The 15,194-nt window shown below is 70.0% G+C and carries 18 protein-coding genes and 1 pseudogene; 5 read left to right on the top strand and 14 right to left on the bottom strand.

The window, feature by feature from the left end; translation table 11 throughout:
* Positions 1-133: 133 nt before the first annotated feature.
* Entirely contained in the window at positions 134-394 is a 261-nt protein-coding gene (locus tag IPG65_RS09950; RefSeq protein WP_293189044.1) for a hypothetical protein, read from the bottom strand.
* Positions 395-490: 96 nt separating this feature from the next.
* A complete protein-coding gene (locus IPG65_RS09945) occupies positions 491-856 on the bottom strand; it encodes a hypothetical protein (RefSeq protein ID WP_293189043.1) in 366 nt (121 codons plus the stop codon).
* Between the two features lie 118 nt (positions 857-974).
* On the opposite strand from IPG65_RS09945, the pseudogene IPG65_RS19350 reads away from it, so the two are divergent.
* From IPG65_RS19350 to IPG65_RS09930, 3 genes and pseudogenes are all read left to right on the top strand, one after another.
* Positions 975-1,226 (top strand): annotated as a pseudogene (locus IPG65_RS19350) (LysR family transcriptional regulator); the annotation flags it as partial.
* A 68-nt stretch (positions 1,227-1,294) separates the two neighbouring features.
* Positions 1,295-2,239, top strand: coding sequence for an RNA polymerase sigma factor RpoH (gene rpoH, locus IPG65_RS09935; protein ID WP_293189041.1), 945 nt, complete (start codon positions 1,295-1,297; stop codon positions 2,237-2,239).
* Positions 2,240-2,416: 177 nt separating this feature from the next.
* A complete protein-coding gene (locus tag IPG65_RS09930; protein ID WP_293189040.1) occupies positions 2,417-3,403 on the top strand; it encodes a tripartite tricarboxylate transporter substrate binding protein in 987 nt (328 codons plus the stop codon).
* Between the two features lie 79 nt (positions 3,404-3,482).
* Here the strand turns inward: IPG65_RS09930 and IPG65_RS09925 are convergent, their stop codons facing one another.
* The 5 genes from IPG65_RS09925 to IPG65_RS09905 form a co-directional block, all read right to left on the bottom strand.
* Positions 3,483-4,094: an SCO family protein gene (locus IPG65_RS09925; protein WP_293189039.1), complete on the bottom strand. Its 612-nt coding sequence runs from the start codon at positions 4,092-4,094 to the stop codon at positions 3,483-3,485.
* A gap of 11 nt (positions 4,095-4,105) precedes the next feature.
* A complete protein-coding gene (gene cyoE, locus IPG65_RS09920; protein WP_293189038.1) occupies positions 4,106-5,017 on the bottom strand; it encodes a heme o synthase in 912 nt (303 codons plus the stop codon).
* Positions 5,014-6,153, bottom strand: a complete 1,140-nt coding sequence (locus IPG65_RS09915) for a heme A synthase (RefSeq protein WP_293189037.1) — start codon at positions 6,151-6,153, stop codon at positions 5,014-5,016. The genes cyoE and IPG65_RS09915 overlap by 4 nt, the downstream gene beginning before the upstream one ends.
* 71 nt (positions 6,154-6,224) lie before the next feature.
* On the bottom strand, positions 6,225-6,872 hold the full coding sequence (locus IPG65_RS09910) for a hypothetical protein (protein WP_293190046.1): 648 nt from the start codon (positions 6,870-6,872) through the stop codon (positions 6,225-6,227).
* 46 nt (positions 6,873-6,918) lie between these two features.
* On the bottom strand, positions 6,919-7,599 hold the full coding sequence (locus IPG65_RS09905) for an SURF1 family protein (protein ID WP_293190044.1): 681 nt from the start codon (positions 7,597-7,599) through the stop codon (positions 6,919-6,921).
* Positions 7,600-7,674: 75 nt separating this feature from the next.
* On the opposite strand from IPG65_RS09905, the gene IPG65_RS09900 reads away from it, so the two are divergent.
* Complete coding sequence (locus IPG65_RS09900) at positions 7,675-7,914, top strand: twin transmembrane helix small protein (RefSeq protein WP_293189036.1); 240 nt, start codon at positions 7,675-7,677, stop codon at positions 7,912-7,914.
* 81 nt (positions 7,915-7,995) lie between these two features.
* Here IPG65_RS09900 and IPG65_RS09895 read toward each other — a convergent pair whose 3' ends face one another.
* The 7 genes from IPG65_RS09895 to IPG65_RS09865 all read right to left on the bottom strand — a co-directional run bounded on the left by IPG65_RS09895 (position 7,996) and on the right by IPG65_RS09865 (position 14,416).
* Positions 7,996-8,877, bottom strand: coding sequence for a cytochrome c oxidase subunit 3 (locus tag IPG65_RS09895; RefSeq protein ID WP_293189035.1), 882 nt, complete (start codon positions 8,875-8,877; stop codon positions 7,996-7,998).
* 103 nt (positions 8,878-8,980) lie between these two features.
* The gene (locus IPG65_RS09890; RefSeq protein ID WP_293189034.1) at positions 8,981-9,199 is read right to left on the bottom strand and encodes a DUF2970 domain-containing protein; all 219 of its coding nucleotides are present in this window, start codon (positions 9,197-9,199) and stop codon (positions 8,981-8,983) included.
* Positions 9,196-9,816: a cytochrome c oxidase assembly protein gene (locus IPG65_RS09885; protein ID WP_293189033.1), complete on the bottom strand. Its 621-nt coding sequence runs from the start codon at positions 9,814-9,816 to the stop codon at positions 9,196-9,198. The genes IPG65_RS09890 and IPG65_RS09885 overlap by 4 nt, the downstream gene beginning before the upstream one ends.
* 14 nt (positions 9,817-9,830) lie before the next feature.
* Positions 9,831-9,944 carry a cytochrome oxidase small assembly protein gene (locus IPG65_RS09880; RefSeq protein ID WP_293189032.1) on the bottom strand — a complete coding sequence of 38 codons (114 nt, stop codon included), beginning with the start codon at positions 9,942-9,944 and terminating at the stop codon, positions 9,831-9,833.
* Between the two features lie 13 nt (positions 9,945-9,957).
* Positions 9,958-11,592 (bottom strand): cytochrome c oxidase subunit I, encoded by a 1,635-nt coding sequence (gene ctaD / locus IPG65_RS09875; RefSeq protein ID WP_293189031.1) that lies wholly within the window; start codon positions 11,590-11,592, stop codon positions 9,958-9,960.
* Positions 11,593-11,635: 43 nt separating this feature from the next.
* The gene (coxB, locus tag IPG65_RS09870; protein WP_293189030.1) at positions 11,636-13,219 is read right to left on the bottom strand and encodes a cytochrome c oxidase subunit II; all 1,584 of its coding nucleotides are present in this window, start codon (positions 13,217-13,219) and stop codon (positions 11,636-11,638) included.
* A 285-nt stretch (positions 13,220-13,504) separates the two neighbouring features.
* Complete coding sequence (locus IPG65_RS09865; RefSeq protein WP_293189029.1) at positions 13,505-14,416, bottom strand: biotin synthase; 912 nt, start codon at positions 14,414-14,416, stop codon at positions 13,505-13,507.
* 52 nt (positions 14,417-14,468) lie between these two features.
* Between IPG65_RS09865 and IPG65_RS09860 the strand changes: the two genes are divergently transcribed.
* Positions 14,469-15,179, top strand: coding sequence for a ComF family protein (locus tag IPG65_RS09860; protein WP_293189028.1), 711 nt, complete (start codon positions 14,469-14,471; stop codon positions 15,177-15,179).
* Positions 15,180-15,194: the final 15 nt, after the last annotated feature.

The following is a 15,194-nucleotide window of genomic DNA, read 5'->3' as shown; positions in this document are numbered from 1 at the left end:
GGGCGGTGACCACCCCCTCTCGCGCTTCTTTGACCGTTCGCCGGACTCGCATGACCCCATGCCTGTCCGGCGCTTTTTTTGATCAGGCCCCGGCCGGTCGCCGGCTCTCTGCCGCTCCAGGGCAGCCAGGCGACTACGGGGCCTCGGCCACCGCGCGCAGCGCCTGGAGGAATGCCCGCACGACCGGTTCCAGCAACTCGGGGCTGGTCATCCCGGCACGGTCGCGGGACGTGTGGAACAGCGGATGCAGCCCCGCCATGCCGAACGCGCGCGGATACCCTGCCCCCATGATCTCGCGCAGCTCGCCGATGCCGGCTCTTGCACCGACCAGGCGCGCCGCGACGGCCACGTCCTTGAACGCCGGCTCCACCAGGGGCTGCAAGTCGGCTCTCATGGCCAGGAAGCGCGTATTGCTGTTGACGCCCTGCGCAGCCGCGCCCGCGCCATCGGCGGGCTTCGCATGGCAGGCCAGCGATGCGCCGTAGTGCAGCTAGGCCGTCACGCCGTTCGGCTTGGGCGCCTTGTCGCGGATGAAGTATTCCATGCCGCCGTGGCCCACCTCGTGGCCGCTGGTGCTCACGAACACGAAGTTGACGTCCGTCAGCGATTGGCTCGCCACCCGGGCCGTGGCGAGGAAGGCCACGATGCCAGGTCCGCGCTCGCAGGTGCTGGTGAACCAGCTGCTCACCGGCGTCGAGACGACGATGGTGCGCGCCTTGCCCCGGTCCAACCGGCCGATGACGTTGCGGCCCGGCACGTTGCGTTCGTAGTGGCCCTTGACCGACACCGTGACGGGCTGGCCCAGGTGCTCGGCCGCCGCCAGCCTGGCTTCATCCTTCGGGACCACCAGGATCACGGGGACCGGCCAGGGCGCGCCCGCCTGGGTCACGTTGTAAGTGAAGAGAGTGCATCGCCGACGGCGGGTCGCTCAGCACCGCCGCCTGGCGGCGCGATGCTGAGCGCGGCCGGCGCCGCACGTCGAATCGCCGTCGTTCCACACCAACCTGTCCCTGGCGGCGGCCGGCCCAGCCTTGACGGTGGGGCCGCAAAGCGCGGTCAGGCACTACGAGGCCCGCGGCCTGGTGCGTGAGCTGCGCCCGGAGCGGCCCCTACCGAGCGGCCCCCTGTTCTTCGTCACGCGGCAGGAACTGGCCGGCCTGCCCGAGATCGGACGGGTCAAGCAGGCGCCGCAGGCGTTCGCACGCGCACAGGATCGAGCGCGGTGAACTTTGCCCTTAGCACTCGCTCCAATAGAGTGCTAAAATACTTGACCATGACGAAAGGACATTCGACGATGACCCGACTGGACACGAGCCCTTCCGCGAATGCCGTGGCGCTGGCCAATCCGTGGGCCGTCGTGCCGCCGCTGGGCAACCTGGACGCCTACATCACCGCCGTCAACCGCCTGCCGATGCTGACGCTGGAGGAAGAGCAGCGCTACGCCCGCGAGTTGCGCGACGGCGCCAGCCTGGAGGCGGCCGGCCGGCTGGTGCTGTCGCACCTGCGGCTGGTGGTGTCGGTTTCGCGCCAGTACCTGGGCTACGGGCTGCCGCACGGCGACCTGATCCAGGAGGGCAACGTGGGCCTGATGAAGGCCGTCAAGCGCTTCGACCCCGACCAGGGCGTGCGCCTGGTCAGCTACGCGCTGCACTGGATCAAGGCCGAGATCCACGAGTACATCCTGAAGAACTGGCGCCTGGTCAAGGTGGCGACCACCAAGGCGCAGCGCAAGCTGTTCTTCAACCTGCGGTCGATGAAGCAGGGCTTCAAGGCCGAGGACGCCGAGGCCGACATCACGCACCGCGACGCGCTGACCGACGCGCAGATCGACGTGGTGGCGCGCGAGCTGAACGTCAAGCCCGGCGATGTGCGCGAGATGGAGACGCGCCTGGCCGGCGGCGACGTGCTGCTCGACCCCGCGCCGGCCGAGGGCGACGGTGAGCACGCCTTCGGCCCCATCGCCTACCTGTCGGACGACCGCCACGAGCCGACGGCGATGCTGGAGTCGGCCCAGCGCGACACGCTGGCCACCGAGGGCATCGCCACCGCGCTCAAGAGCCTGGACGAACGCAGCCGCCGCATCGTGACCGAGCGCTGGCTGAACGTGAACGACGACGGCTCCGGCGGCATGACGCTGCACGAGCTGGCGGCCGAGTACGGCGTCAGCGCCGAGCGCGTGCGCCAGATCGAGGTGGCGGCGATGAAGAAGATGAAGGTGGCGCTGGCCGAATACGCCTGAACCGGCCCGCCAGACCCCACCGCCCTGCCCGCGCGAGCCGGCAGGGTTTTTCATGCCTTATCGGGCTTCAGCCCGCGTTGATAGTGCGCCGGCAGCTATCAATAGCATAGTATTTCATCGATGCGGCGCGGGCCGCTACGATGGGCCCCACTGCATCCACCTTGCACAGGCCTTCGCATGACCTCCACGACCCTCTCGCGCCGCGCCGTGCTGGCCGGCGCCGCCCTGCTGGCCGGCCCGGCCGCCGCGCTCGCCCATCCGGCCCGGGCCTGGCCCAGCAGGCCGCTGCGCCTCATCGTGGGCTTTCCGGCCGGCTCGTCGCCCGACCTGACGGCGCGCGCGCTGGCCGAGCCGCTGGCGCAGGCGCTGGGCCAGCCGGTGGTGGTCGAGAACCGCGCCGGCGCGGGCGGCAACATCGGTGGCGACGCCGTCGCCAAGGCGGCGGACGGCCACACCGTGGGCCTGATGATCAACGGCAACATGACCATCGCCCGGCTGCTGAACCCGGCCGTGCGCTACGACCCGCTGACGGACCTGGCGCCGGTCAGCCTGATCGGCGTGGCGCCGCTGGTGCTGGTGGCGCCGGCCGATGCGCCGGGCGCCGATGCCGGAGGTTTCCTCGACGCCGCGCGCGCCGCGGGCAGCCGCTGGAGCTACGGCTCGCCCGGCGTCGGCACGGTGGGCCACATCGGCATGGAGTTGCTCAAGCGCCGCTCGGGCATCACCCCGGTGCACGTGCCCTACCCGGGCTACCCGCAGGTGGCGGCGGCCCTGGCGGCGGGCGACCTGCAGCTGTCGATGCTGCCGCCGGCGCTGGCGCTGGCGCAGATCAGGGCCGGCAAGCTGCGCGGCATCGGCGTGACCTCCAGCGGGCGCAGCCTGCTCGCGCCCGAGCTGCCCAGCCTGCAGGGCACCGGGGTGAGGGACTTCGACCTCGAGATCTGGAACGCCGTGGCCGCCCCCGCCGGCATGCCGCGCGCGCACTTGGACAAGCTGGCCGCCGCGGTCAGCGCCATCGTGCGCGCGCCTGAGATGCGCCAGCGCCTGTTCCAGCAGGGCTGGCAGGCGGTGGGCTCGTCGCCCGAAGGGCTGGCCCAGCGCATCCAGCGCGACACGCAGGTGCTGGGCGGCATTGTCCGCGCGCAGAGCATCCGCGTGGATTGACGCCCGTTCGCTAATTTTTATATAGCTGTTTGCGCTTATCCGGCGCGGGCTGAAGGCATTTTTTAACCTGAAACGGCCGTCAGGCGCCGTTCAGCAGCAGCTTCACGTCCTCGGCCATGGCCTGCGCGCCGCTGCCGTAGCGGCTGTACAGGCGCAGCCGGCCCTGCGGGTCGTAGACGTAGCTGGCGGCGGTGTGGTCCATGGTGTAACTGGTGGGGGTCTTGCCGTCCACGCGCTTGTAGTAGACCTTGAAGTCCTTGGCCAGCGCGGCTAACTGGTCGGGCGAGGCGGCGTACAGCGCCAGGAAGCCGGGGTCGAAGGCGGCCATGTACGCCATCAGCACCTCGGGCGTGTCGCGGTCGGGATCGACGCTGACGAACAGCACCTGCAGCCGGTCGCCGTCGGCGCCCAGCGTCTGCTTGACCTGGGCCATCTCGCTCATGGTGGTGGGGCACACGTCGGGGCACTGGGTGTAGCCGAAGAACACCACCACCACCTTGCCCGCGAAGTCGCCCAGCGTGCGCGGCTGGCCGTTGAAGTCGGTGAGCGCGAAGCCGCGGGCGTAGTCGGCGCCGGTGATGTCGATGCCGCGGAACGACGGCTTGTCGGGCGTGCAGGCACTAAAAACGGCCACAGCCCCCGCCAATACTGCGCTGGATGCTATTTTCTTGAGAGCAGATCGTCGCCGCATGAAGGTATCCGTCATTTCAGGTAGTGATCGACCAGCAGCGCCGCGAACAGCAGCGACAGGTGGATGAGCGAGAAGCGGAAGGTCTTGCGCGCGAGCTGGTCGGAATAGCCGCGCCACAGCTTGAACGCATGGCCGATGAAGCCGGCATTGAGCAGCACGGCCGCCGCCAGGTACAGCCAGCCGCTCATGCCGTAGACGAAGGGCAGCAGGCAGGCCGCCAGCAGGATGAAGGTGTACAGCAGGATCTGCAGCCGCGTGAAGGCGTTGCCGTGCGTGACGGGCAGCATCGGCAGGCCGCTCTTGCGGTAGTCCTCCACGCGGTACAGCGCCAGCGCCCAGAAGTGCGGCGGGGTCCAGATGAAGATGATCAGGAACAGGATCAGCGCCTGCGGCCCCACCTCGCCCGTCATCGCCGCCCAGCCCAGCACCGGCGGCATCGCGCCGGAGGCGCCACCGATGACGATGTTCTGCGGCGTCAACGGCTTGAGCACCACGGTGTAGATGACCGCGTAGCCGACGAAGGTGGCGAAAGTGAGCCACATCGTCAGCGGATTGACCCACGCGTACAGCACGGTGGAGCCGGCCACGCACAGCAGGGCCGAAAAGACCAGCGCCTGCGTGTCCGACAGCTCGCCGCGCGCCGTGGGACGCCAGGCGGTGCGCTTCATGCGCGCATCGATGGATTTCTCGACCAGACAGTTGAAGGCCGCCGCCGCTGCCGCCACCAGCCAGATGCCGGCGCAGGCGATCGCCATGCGGCCCAGCGCCGCCGCGCTGGGCAGGCCGGGCACGGCCAGCACCATGCCGATCAGGGCGCAGAACACGATGAGCTGCACCACGCGCGGCTTGGTCAGCACGTAGTACTGGCGCCAGACGGGCATGGCCGGCAGCGCCACGGCGGGCGCGGACGCGGGCGCCGTCATGCCGCCACCTCCCGGACCGTGGAGGGCGACGGCGCGGCGGCCACGTCCGCGGCCCGCGCGCGGCTGGCGCACAGCGCCCAGGCCAGCACCGTCATCAGCGCGGCGGCCCCGCCGGTGTGCAGCACGGCGGCCAGCAGCGGCCAGTCCAGCACCACGTTGGACAGGCCCGTGAGCAACTGCAGCGCGGCCAGCCCCAGCAGCCAGCGCCGCTGCGCTGGCAGGGCGTCCGCGCGGCGCAGCCGCCAGACCAGTCCCAGCAGCACGGCGAACACGGCGTAGGCGAACAGGCGGTGCGCGTAGTGGATCGCCGTCAGCGCTGCAAAGGCCAGCGGCGTGCCGTCGCTCGACGCGCCCAGCGGGCGCCACAGCTCGAAGCCCTGCGCGAAGTCCATGGCCGGCCACCAACCCCCCTGGCACAGGGGGAAGGTGTTGCACACCAGCACCGCATAGTTGGTGCTGACCCACCCGCCCAGGGCGATCTGCACGCCCACCATGGCCGCCGCCAGCCACAGCAGCGCCCGCAGGCCGCGGCCCAGGCCCCGGACCGCGCCGCCGGCGGCCTGGCGGTAGCGCTCGGCCTGCATCGCCAGCAGCACCAGCAGGCCCACGCCGCCCAGCAGGTGCAGGGTGACGATGGCGGGGAACAGCTTCATCGTCACCGTGAGCGCGCCAAACGCCCCTTGCGCGCACACCCACACCAGCGTGGCCAGCGGCCACCAGGGGCTGAGCACGCGCGCGCCCGCCGGCGCCTGGCCCCCGCTGCGGCGGCCGCGGCGCCACTGCAGGGCCGTGGCCAGCGCCAGCACGATGATCAGCACGCCGACGCCGGTGGCCAGGTAGCGGTGCACCATCTCCACCCAGGCCTTGCCGTGGGTGACAGGGCCGGTGGGCATGGCGTCCTGCGCGGCGGCGATGTGCGCGCGCGCGCCCACCGGGCTGGCATGGCCGTAGCAGCCGGGCCAGTCGGGGCAGCCCAGGCCGGAATCGGTCAGGCGCGTGAAGGCGCCGAACAGCACCAGGTCGAACGTCAGGAACAGCGTCAGCAGGGTCAGTGCGCGCAGGCGGCTGGCCGGCGGCGCGCCGCGGCTGCGCAGCCACAGCCAGGCCAGGGGCCCCAGCGCGACCGCCAGGCCCATGCCCATCAGCCGCAGGGCCGGGCTCAGGTCGTACAGGAAGGGGTGTCCATGGCGTGTGCGTCGGGCATGCCCTACGGGTGGTCGCGGCCGGCCGTGTCCCAGCTGGCGGACGCGCGCATCAGGCGCTCCAGGTCGCGCTTGGCCTGGGCGGCGCCGGCGTGGTCCAGCCCGGCGGGAAAGCGCATCATCCAGTGGCCCATGGGATCGACCACGTACAGGTGCTCGGCGAGCTGGCGGCCGGCTTCGGGCGCCAGCCAGCCCGCCAGGGCGTCGTCCGGCACTCGCACCACGGTGGCCTGGCCGAGCGCGGGGCGCAGCGCATCGGGAATGCGCGCGTCGTCGTTGACCAGCCAGATCCAGTCCAGGCGGTCCTTGTCCTTGCCCAGGCCCTCGCGCAGCTGGCGCTGCAGGTACAGGTGGTTCTCGCAGCCGGCGTCGCAGGCGCCGCCGGCCACGCTGACCAGCAGCCACTGGCCCTTGAGCGCGGACAGGTCGAAGGGCTGGCCGCTCAGGTCGGTGGCGGCCATGGTCGCGGGCAGCGGGCGCTGCGGCTCGATCAGCACGCCGAAGTTGCGCCGCCCCTCGGGCCGCACCACGTAGTAGCTGAGGTAGGACGCCAGCACCGGGGCCGCGCACACCAGCGCCAAGCCCAGCATCTGCCAGCGCCCCGCGTGCGTGCGGCGCGCATCCCGCGCCACCGCGCCGCCGGGCGAGGGCATGGAGTGGACGGTCAAGCCCAGCGGCTCGTCGCGCGCGCCGGCAGGATCAGGCACGTGGGGAACGGTAGAAAGGTCTGACAACTTGAAACCACAGAAAAAGCGCGCCGATCAGGGCGCACAGGCCGAACCACTGGAAGGCGTAGCCGTAATGCGTGTCGATGCCGGTCGCCGGCTCGGGCCAGTCGCGCTCCAGCCCTTCCGACGTGCCGCCGGTCTGCCGCACGACCATATCCGCCAAGGGCAGGCCGGTCTCGCGCCGAAAGGCGTCCAGGTCGAGATTTTGCCGGATCGGGCCGCCCGCCTCCTCGCCAAGGGCATACGCGCGCGGCGGCCGCACGGCGATGCGGCCGTGGACCTCGACCTCGCCGGGCGGCGTCAGCACGGCCGGCAGGGCCGCGCGGTCCACGAAGTTGCGCGGCGCCCAGCCCCGCTGCACCAGCACCACCGCGGGGCTGCCGGCCAGGCGCAGCGGCGTCAGCACGTAGAAGCCGGTCCGGCGGTCCATGGGGCGGTTGTCGAGGTACACCGTGCGCTCCGGCAGCCACGTGCCGCGCAGCGCGACGGCGCGGTGCAGCAACGCGCCGGCCTGCGCAGGCGGCAGCGGCTGCGCGAGGGTGGCGCCGTCGAGGGCGGGAAGGTGTTGGCGCTGGGCGATGGCGGCTTGCAGGGCCTCCTTCTCGGCCGCGCGCGACAACTGCCAGCGCCCGAGCGCACCGGTGGCGGCCATGGCCGCCAGCGTCGCCACGACCAGCAGCACCCGGCGTCCTTCCACGGTCCAGCCGCTCACGGGATAATCCGCTCCATGAAACAACTGCTCGTCGGCTTGGCCTTCGTGGGCATCATCGGTAGCCTGGGATCGGCGCTGTTCTTCATGATGCGCGGGGACAAGCCAGGGCCAGGCAATGACGACCCGCGCCGCGCCAACCGCATGTTCAAGGCGCTGGCGCTGCGCGTGGGCCTGTCGGTGCTGCTGTTCATCTGCATCCTCATCGCCTGGAAGCTGGGCTACATCCAGCCCACCGGCCTGCCCGCCAGCCCCTGAGCGCCCCCGGCGCCACGGCCTGGCGATCCAAGAAAAAGAGCGCCGGCCGGCGCTCTTTTCTCGTTCGGCCCGCAGCGGCTCTCACATCCAGTACACCAGCAGGTACAGGCCCAGCCACACCACGTCCACGAAGTGCCAGTACCACGCGGCGCCCTCGAAGCCGAAGTGGCGCTCGGGGGTGAAATGGCCCTTCATCAGGCGCAGGGTGATGAACAGCAGCATCAGCATGCCCACGAACACGTGCAAGCCGTGGAAGCCCGTCAGCATGAAGAAGGTCGAGCCGTAGACGCCGGAGCTGAGCTTGAGGTTCAGGTCGCTGTAGGCGTGGAAGTATTCGTAGCCCTGCACGAACAGGAAGACGATGCCCAGCAGCACGGTGAGCCACATGAACGACACGCAGCGGCTGCGGTTGCCCACCTGCAGGGCGTGGTGCGCGATGGTCAGGGTGACGCCCGAGGTGAGCAGCAGCGCCGTGTTGATGGTGGGCAGCCAGAACGGGCCCATGGTCTGGAACGGCTCGACGATGCCGGCGGGCGACGCAGTGGCGCCGGCTACCACGCTGGGCCATACCGCCTTGAAGTCGGGCCAGAGCAGCGCGTTGTCCAGGCTGCCCAGCGCCGGCACCGAGTGCGCACGCGCCCACCACAGCGCGGTGAAGAAGGCGCCGAAGAACATCACCTCGGAGAAGATGAACCAGCTCATGCTCCAGCGGTAGGACAGGTCGATCTTGCGGCCGTACAGGCCGCCTTCGCTCTCGCGCACGGCCTCGCCGAACCACTGGTAGAGCACGAACAGCCATCCGAGCATGCCCAGCAGCAGCAGCCAGGCGCCCCAGCCCGCGCCGTTGATCCACTGGGTCGCGCCCAGGATGACCAGGAACAGCCCGATGGCCGCCATCACCGGATGGCGCGACGGGTGCGGGACGTAGTAGTACGGCGCGTGGCCGTGGGCGGTGCTGCTCATGTCGACTTCACTCCTATGCTCTCGATTTTATAGCTTATAGCGCTTGTTCGATGTGGGCTGGAGGCCCATTTTGCTTGTAAAATGATTCACGCCGGCCGCGCGCTCAGGCGCTGGCCACCACCCACTTCACGATGCCGACCAGCGCCAGCACCAGGATCACCACGCCGGCGAGGGCCGCCAGCACGACGTGGAACGGGTTGACTTGCGCCAGATCGTCCTGGTAGCCGCTCTTCTTGCGTATCCCCAGAAACCCCCAGGCGACGGTGCGCACCGAGCGCCAGAACGACGCCTTGCGCGGCTGCGGGGCGCGAGCATCGCTCATGCGCCGGCTCCGACACGCGCATGCTCGCCTGCATTGGCCGTGGCCGGCGCGGGCGGCGTCTTGCCGCCCACCTCGAAGAAGGTGTAGGACAGCGTGATCGTGGTCACGTCCTTGGAGATGCGCGGATCGATGACGAAGGCCACCGGCCACTCGCGCTTCTCGCCCGGATCCAGCGTGTACTGGTTGAAGCAGAAGCACTCCAGCTTGTTGAAGTGCGGCGCGGCCTGGCGCGGCGCGTAGCTGGGAATGGCCTGTGCCGCCATGCGATGGTCTTGCACGTTCTGGAACTCGTACATCACCGTGGCCAGCTCGCCCGGATGCACCTGGATCGAGCGCTGCGCCGGCCTGAAGTGCCAGGGCCCGCGCGCGTTGGCGTCGAACTCGACCGTGATGAGGCGGCTGCGGTCCACCTGCGTGTTGCCGGCCGCCGCGCGCGCCGCCGTGCCGGCCACGCCGTTGCCCGGAACCTGACGCTCGGACAGCGACAGGATGTTGATGCCCGTGGCCTCGCAGATGGCGCGGTACAGCGGAATCATGGCGTAGCCGAAAGCGAACATGCCGGCCGCCACGACGGCCAGCTTGCCCACCATCCTGAAGTTTTCCGCGCGCAGACCCATGGCTCGATCGGTGCTCAGCCGCCCAGCAGGACCATGCGCGCCATGAAGCCGAGGAAGAACACAGCCGCCACCGACGCCAGGATCAGGCCCAGCCGCAGGTTGCGCTTCTTCTGTTCTTCGCGCGTCATCGCACCAGCCCCGTCAACCCACCACGCGCGTGGCCGTGGCGTCCAGCTTGGGCGGCGTCTCGAAGGTGTGGAAGGGTGCCGGCGACGGCACTTCCCATTCCAGGCCCTCGGCGCCTTCCCAGGGACGCTGGGGCGCCTTCTCCCCCTGGCCGCGCATCGTCGGCAGCACCACGAACAGGAAGAAGTACACCTGGGCGAAACCGAAGAAGAACGCGCCCACGGAGGCCACCATGTTGAAGTCCGCGAACTGCATCGGATAGTCGGCATAGCGGCGCGGCATGCCCGCCAGGCCGAGGAAGTGCATCGGGAAGAAGGTGACGTTGAAGGAGATGAGCGACCACCAGAAATGGATCTTGCCGCGCGTCTCGTTGTACATCACGCCTGTCCACTTGGGCGACCAGTAGTAGAAGCCGGCGAACAGCGCGAACAGCGAGCCGGCCACCAGCACGTAGTGGAAGTGCGCCACGATGTAGTAGGTGTCCTGGATCTGCGTGTCGATCGGGGCGACGGCCGGGATCAGGCCGGTGAAGCCGCCGATGGTGAACACGAAGATGAAGCCGACCGAGAACAGCATGGGCGTCTCGAAGGTCATCGAACCGCGCCACATGGTGGCGATCCAGTTGAAGATCTTCACCGCCGTGGGCACGGCGATCAGCATCGTCGCGTACATGAAGAAGAGCTGGCCCGTCACCGGCATGCCGGTGGTGAACATGTGGTGCGCCCACACGATGAACGACAGGATGGCGATGGCCGAGGTGGCGTACACCATCGAGGCGTAGCCGAACAGCTTCTTGCGCGAGAACGCCGGCACCATCTGGCTGATGATGCCGAAGGCCGGCAAGATCATGATGTACACCTCGGGGTGACCGAAGAACCAGAAGATGTGCTGGTACATCACCGGGTCGCCGCCGCCGGCGGGATTGAAGAAGCTGGTGCCGAAGTGGCGGTCGGTCAGCGTCATGGTGATGGCGCCGGCCAGCACGGGCATCACGGCGATCAGCAGGTAGGCGGTGATGAGCCAGGTCCAGGCGAACATCGGCATCTTCATCAGCGTCATGCCGGGGGCGCGCATGTTCAGGATGGTGACGATGATGTTGATCGCCCCCATGATCGAGCTGGCGCCCATGATGTGCATGGCGAAGATGCCGGCGTCCATCGACGGACCCATCTGTAGCGTCAGCGGCGCGTACAGCGTCCAGCCGGCGGCGGGCGCGCCGCCGGGCATGAAGAAGGAGCCGACCAGCATCAGGCCCGCCGGGATCAGCAGCCAGAAGCTGAAGTTGTTCATGCGCGCGAACGCCATGTCGGAGGCCCCGACCTGCAGCGGCAGCATCCAGTTGGCGAAGCCCACGAAGGCCGGCATGATGGCGCCGAACACCATGATCAGGCCGTGCATGGTGGTGAGCTGGTTGAACAGCTCGGGGTTGACCACCTGCAGCCCGGGCTGGAACAGCTCGGCACGGATCAGCAGCGCCAGCAGGCCGCCCACCATCAGCATGGTGAAGGAGAACAGCAGGTACAGCGTGCCGATGTCCTTGTGGTTGGTCGCGTAGACCCAACGGCGCCAGCCGGTCGGCGCGTCGTGGCCGTGGTCGTCGTGCGCATGGTCGTGGTGGCCGGCATGCGGGGTGGGAAGTACGGCGCTCATGGGCGTTCTCTCTCGAATGAAACTCTGGTGTTGCCGTGCGGGATCAGCTGGCGGCCTGGATGTCGACGCGGCGGGGGGCGTCGCGGTCGGCGCCCTGGCCGGCGGTGATCACCTCGGGCTTGCGCAAGTCGATCCGGTCAGCCGCCACGCCGCCCGCCTGCAGCGCGTCGCGCACGGCTTCGGCGCGCTTCTTGGCCAGCTCGGCGTTGGCATCGGCGTTGCCGGTGGAATCGACGAAGCCGGACAGGGCGACCTTCACGTCGGCGTGCGACTTCAGGTAATCGACCGCCGCCTTGAGCGTGGTGGAGGCTTCGGCGTCGAGGCTGCTCTGGCCCGAGGCGAAGAAGACCTGGAATGGCATGCCGGCGGCAGGCGCGGGCGCGGCAGGGGCCGCCGCGGCGGGCGCGGGCGTCACGGCCGCGAGCGCCGCCGCGCCGCCGTCGGGGAATTTGCCCTCACGCGCGGCCTTGAAGTCGGCCGGCTGGATCAGTTGGCCGGTCTTGTTCGTCCAGTGGTTCTTGGTGTAGGTGGCGACCGCCGCCAGCTCGACGTCGGACAGCTGCTTCCAGGCCGGCATGGCGCCGTTGGCGCGGCCTTCCAGCAGCACGTGCATCTGCTCGGCCACGCCACCCAGCACCACCGGGCTGCCGTCCAGCGCCTTGATGGCGCCGCCGCCCTTGCCGCTCTCCAGGTGGCAGGCCGCGCAGTTGGCGGCATAAACCTTCTCGCCGCGCGCCACCATCTCGGGCAGCGTCCAGACCTTGCTGGGGTCGTCGGCCAGCGCCGCCAGGCGCTTCTTCTCGCCCTCGACCCAGGCGGTGTATTCGTTCTGCGGCAGCACCTTCACGTGGATGGGCATGTAGGCGTGCTCCTTGCCGCACAGCTCGGCGCATTGGCCATAGAAATCGCCGGTCTTTTCGGCGCGGAACCAGGTGTCGCGCACAAAGCCGGGGATGGCGTCCTGCTTGACGCCGAAGGCCGGCACCATCCAGGCGTGAATCACGTCGTTGGCGGTGGTGATGATGCGGACCTTCTTGTTGACCGGCACCACCAGCGGGTTGTCCACCTTCAGCAGATAGTCGTCGCCTTCGGGCGTGCCGGCGTCCGACAGGGCGCGCTGCGACGAATCGAGCGTCGCCAGGAACGAAATGCCCTCGCCCTCGCCGCTCAGGTAGTCGTAGCCCCACTTCCATTGGTAGCCCGTGGCCTTGATGGTGAGGTCGGCGTTGGTGGTGTCCTTCTGCGCCACCAAAACCTTGGTGGCCGGCAGGGCCATCCCGATGATGATCAGGAACGGCACCACCGTCCACGCCACCTCGACGGCCACCGATTCGTGGAAACTCGCCGGCTTGGCGCCTTGCGACTTGCGGTGCTTCCAGATCGAATAAAACATGACCGAGAAGACGCACAAGAAGATGATCACGCACAGCGTCAGCATCATCCAGTGCAGCCAGTGCTGCGACTCGGCGATCTTGGTGACGGGCGGATGCAGGTTGAGCTGATTGACCGCAGGACCGCCGGGCAGGTCGTTCACCTTGGCCGCGTGCGCGGCGGCGGCGACCCATGCCGTCGTCCAGACGGCCGCATGGCGCGGAAAGCCGGCCAGCGTCTTTGCAATGCTCTTCATCGTGTCACGTCTTCCAGAGTCTCAAACAATCACGTCCCGATCCACGCGGTGCGGCGGGATGCGCGGCCGCGGGATCCGGCGCTGTCTCCTGCCAGCGGCAGGCGCCGGAGGGGCCGCTCGCAGCCGGACTCCGTGCGCTCGCGCCTGCCGGCCCGCTTCCTCTTCCCAAGATCCAAAGCGACGGGGCAATTCCCTCCGAGATCACCGCCGCGCCAGGCTCTCGCGCGTAGCTGGCCGCAAGTTTAACCGACTCGCATCGGCCGATTCGGCGCCGCCGGGCAATTCTCAAGGCGGCGGCGCCTTGCGGCGCTGCCGCAGCGAGGCCCGCATTTCCTCGACCGTGATCTCGGCGCGCGGCGCCATCGCAAGGCGCGGCGCGGGCTTGAGCGCGTGGCCATAGATGATCTCGAAGGTCAGCGCCAGCGGGCCGCCGCCGGCCGGCCGCAGGCGCCGCTCCAGCGCCGCCTCCAGCCGGCCGCGCCAGGCCGGCGTGCGCAGGCCGGCGAAGCGCGCGGGGTGCAGGTTGCGCCCCAGGCCGCGCAGCTCGGCCAGCAGGCGCTCGGGGGTCTCGAAGGTCAGCGTGATGTGCTCCATGTCCATCACCGGCTCGGCGAAGCCGGCGGCCACCAACTGGTCGCCCCAATCGTGCATGTCGGTGAAGTCCTGGGCCGGGGGCGGCCAGCCGGCGTCGGCATACGGCGCCCGCAACTCGCGCAGTGTGTCGGGCCCCAGGCAGGAGAACATCACGAAGCCGTCCACCGCCAGGGCGCGGTGCCAGGCGGCCAGCAGCGCGCCCGGATCGGCGACCTGGTGCGCCAGCATGTTGGCCCAGACCAGTTGCACCGCGCCATCGGGCGGCGCCTCTCCCGTGGCCAGGGCTCCCGCACGCCCCAGGCCGAGCCGTTGCCACCATTTGTTTACTACGTTTTCAGTAGCTGCTGGCGTTTGACTGGTGCGGGCAAACACCTCAAAACACTTTGAATCCGGGTAGCGGGCCGCCACCAGCGCCCGCCCCTGCCGACCACCGCGCACCGGCTCCCACTGCGCCCAGCGCCGCACCGGCAGCCGGATCCACGCCAGGCGTTCGGCCATGCGCCGCGCCACTTCGTCGTGCAGCCAGGGCGATTGGGCGAGCGGCCGCGCGGCCCAGCGGCGGGCGGCAACGGGATCGATGGTCGGCGGCAGGTGGGCGGGCATGGCGGATCGCGGCAGTATATTGATCCAGCCGTCTTCGCCTCCATCGCGTCGGATGTCCACGCCCCGCCCCACCCGCCGCCCCTGGCCCAGCCAGTGCCTGATCTGCCGCGCCTGGCCCGCGCAGCCGGTGTGCCGGGCCTGCGCGGCGCGCTTCGCGCCGCCGGGCACGCGCTGCGAAAGCTGCGCGCTGCCCGTGCCCGCCGGCGTGGCGCGCTGCGGAGCCTGCCTGCGCGAGCCGCCGCCGCTCGACCTCTGCCTGGCCGCCGTGCCCTACCAATGGCCCTGGACGGGCTGCATCGCGCGCCTCAAGTTCCACCAGGATGCCGGCCTCGCCGCGCCGCTGGCCGACCTGCTGACCCGCGCCCCCGGCGTGGCGGATGCGCTGGCGCTGGCCGACCTGGTGCTGCCCATGCCGCTGTCGCCCGAGCGCCTGGCCGAGCGCGGCTACAACCCGTCCGTGCTGCTGGCCCGCCGGCTAGCGCCGGCGCGCTGCCGCATCGACCTGCTGGTGCGCACGCGCCATACGCCGCCGCAGCGCGGGCTGGCGCGCGCGGACCGCCTCAGGAACGTGCGCGGCGCCTTCTCCGTCGATCCCCTGCGCGCGCACGAGCTGCACGAACGGCGCGTGGCGCTGGTGGACGACGTGATGACCACTGGCGCCAGCCTGCACGAGGCCGCGCGGGCGCTGCGCGACGCCGGCGCGCGCCACGTCGTCGCCCTGGCGTTCGCGCGCACCGACGAGCCGGCTGCCGGCCGCTCATAGGGGACGACAATCCCC

It is taken from the genome of Ottowia sp. (assembly GCF_016703145.1).
Classification (GTDB): Bacteria; Pseudomonadota; Gammaproteobacteria; order Burkholderiales; family Burkholderiaceae_C; genus Ottowia.
This window is presented reverse-complemented; position numbering and strand designations above follow the sequence as displayed.

Excerpts from the sequence above, each read along its gene's own strand:
- IPG65_RS09950 (WP_293189044.1), bottom strand. The coding sequence starts at position 394 with ATGAGAGCCGACTTGCAGCCCCTGGTGGAGCCGGCGTTCAAGGACGTG.
- IPG65_RS09860 (WP_293189028.1), top strand. The coding sequence starts at position 14,469 with ATGTCCACGCCCCGCCCCACCCGCCGCCCCTGGCCCAGCCAGTGCCTG.
- cyoE (WP_293189038.1), bottom strand. The coding sequence starts at position 5,017 with ATGACGGCGCCCGCGTCCGCGCCCGCCGTGGCGCTGCCGGCCATGCCC.
- rpoH (WP_293189041.1), top strand. The coding sequence starts at position 1,295 with ATGACCCGACTGGACACGAGCCCTTCCGCGAATGCCGTGGCGCTGGCC.
- IPG65_RS09895 (WP_293189035.1), bottom strand. The coding sequence starts at position 8,877 with ATGAGCAGCACCGCCCACGGCCACGCGCCGTACTACTACGTCCCGCAC.
- IPG65_RS09865 (WP_293189029.1), bottom strand. The coding sequence starts at position 14,416 with ATGCCCGCCCACCTGCCGCCGACCATCGATCCCGTTGCCGCCCGCCGC.
- ctaD (WP_293189031.1), bottom strand. The coding sequence starts at position 11,592 with ATGAGCGCCGTACTTCCCACCCCGCATGCCGGCCACCACGACCATGCG.
- IPG65_RS09925 (WP_293189039.1), bottom strand. The coding sequence starts at position 4,094 with ATGCGGCGACGATCTGCTCTCAAGAAAATAGCATCCAGCGCAGTATTG.
- IPG65_RS09910 (WP_293190046.1), bottom strand. The coding sequence starts at position 6,872 with ATGCCCTCGCCCGGCGGCGCGGTGGCGCGGGATGCGCGCCGCACGCAC.
- IPG65_RS09880 (WP_293189032.1), bottom strand. The coding sequence starts at position 9,944 with ATGACGCGCGAAGAACAGAAGAAGCGCAACCTGCGGCTGGGCCTGATC.
- IPG65_RS09885 (WP_293189033.1), bottom strand. The coding sequence starts at position 9,816 with ATGGGTCTGCGCGCGGAAAACTTCAGGATGGTGGGCAAGCTGGCCGTC.
- IPG65_RS09915 (WP_293189037.1), bottom strand. The coding sequence starts at position 6,153 with ATGGGCCTGGCGGTCGCGCTGGGGCCCCTGGCCTGGCTGTGGCTGCGC.
- coxB (WP_293189030.1), bottom strand. The coding sequence starts at position 13,219 with ATGAAGAGCATTGCAAAGACGCTGGCCGGCTTTCCGCGCCATGCGGCC.
- IPG65_RS09890 (WP_293189034.1), bottom strand. The coding sequence starts at position 9,199 with ATGAGCGATGCTCGCGCCCCGCAGCCGCGCAAGGCGTCGTTCTGGCGC.
- IPG65_RS09930 (WP_293189040.1), top strand. The coding sequence starts at position 2,417 with ATGACCTCCACGACCCTCTCGCGCCGCGCCGTGCTGGCCGGCGCCGCC.
- IPG65_RS09900 (WP_293189036.1), top strand. The coding sequence starts at position 7,675 with ATGAAACAACTGCTCGTCGGCTTGGCCTTCGTGGGCATCATCGGTAGC.
- IPG65_RS09905 (WP_293190044.1), bottom strand. The coding sequence starts at position 7,599 with ATGGCCGCCACCGGTGCGCTCGGGCGCTGGCAGTTGTCGCGCGCGGCC.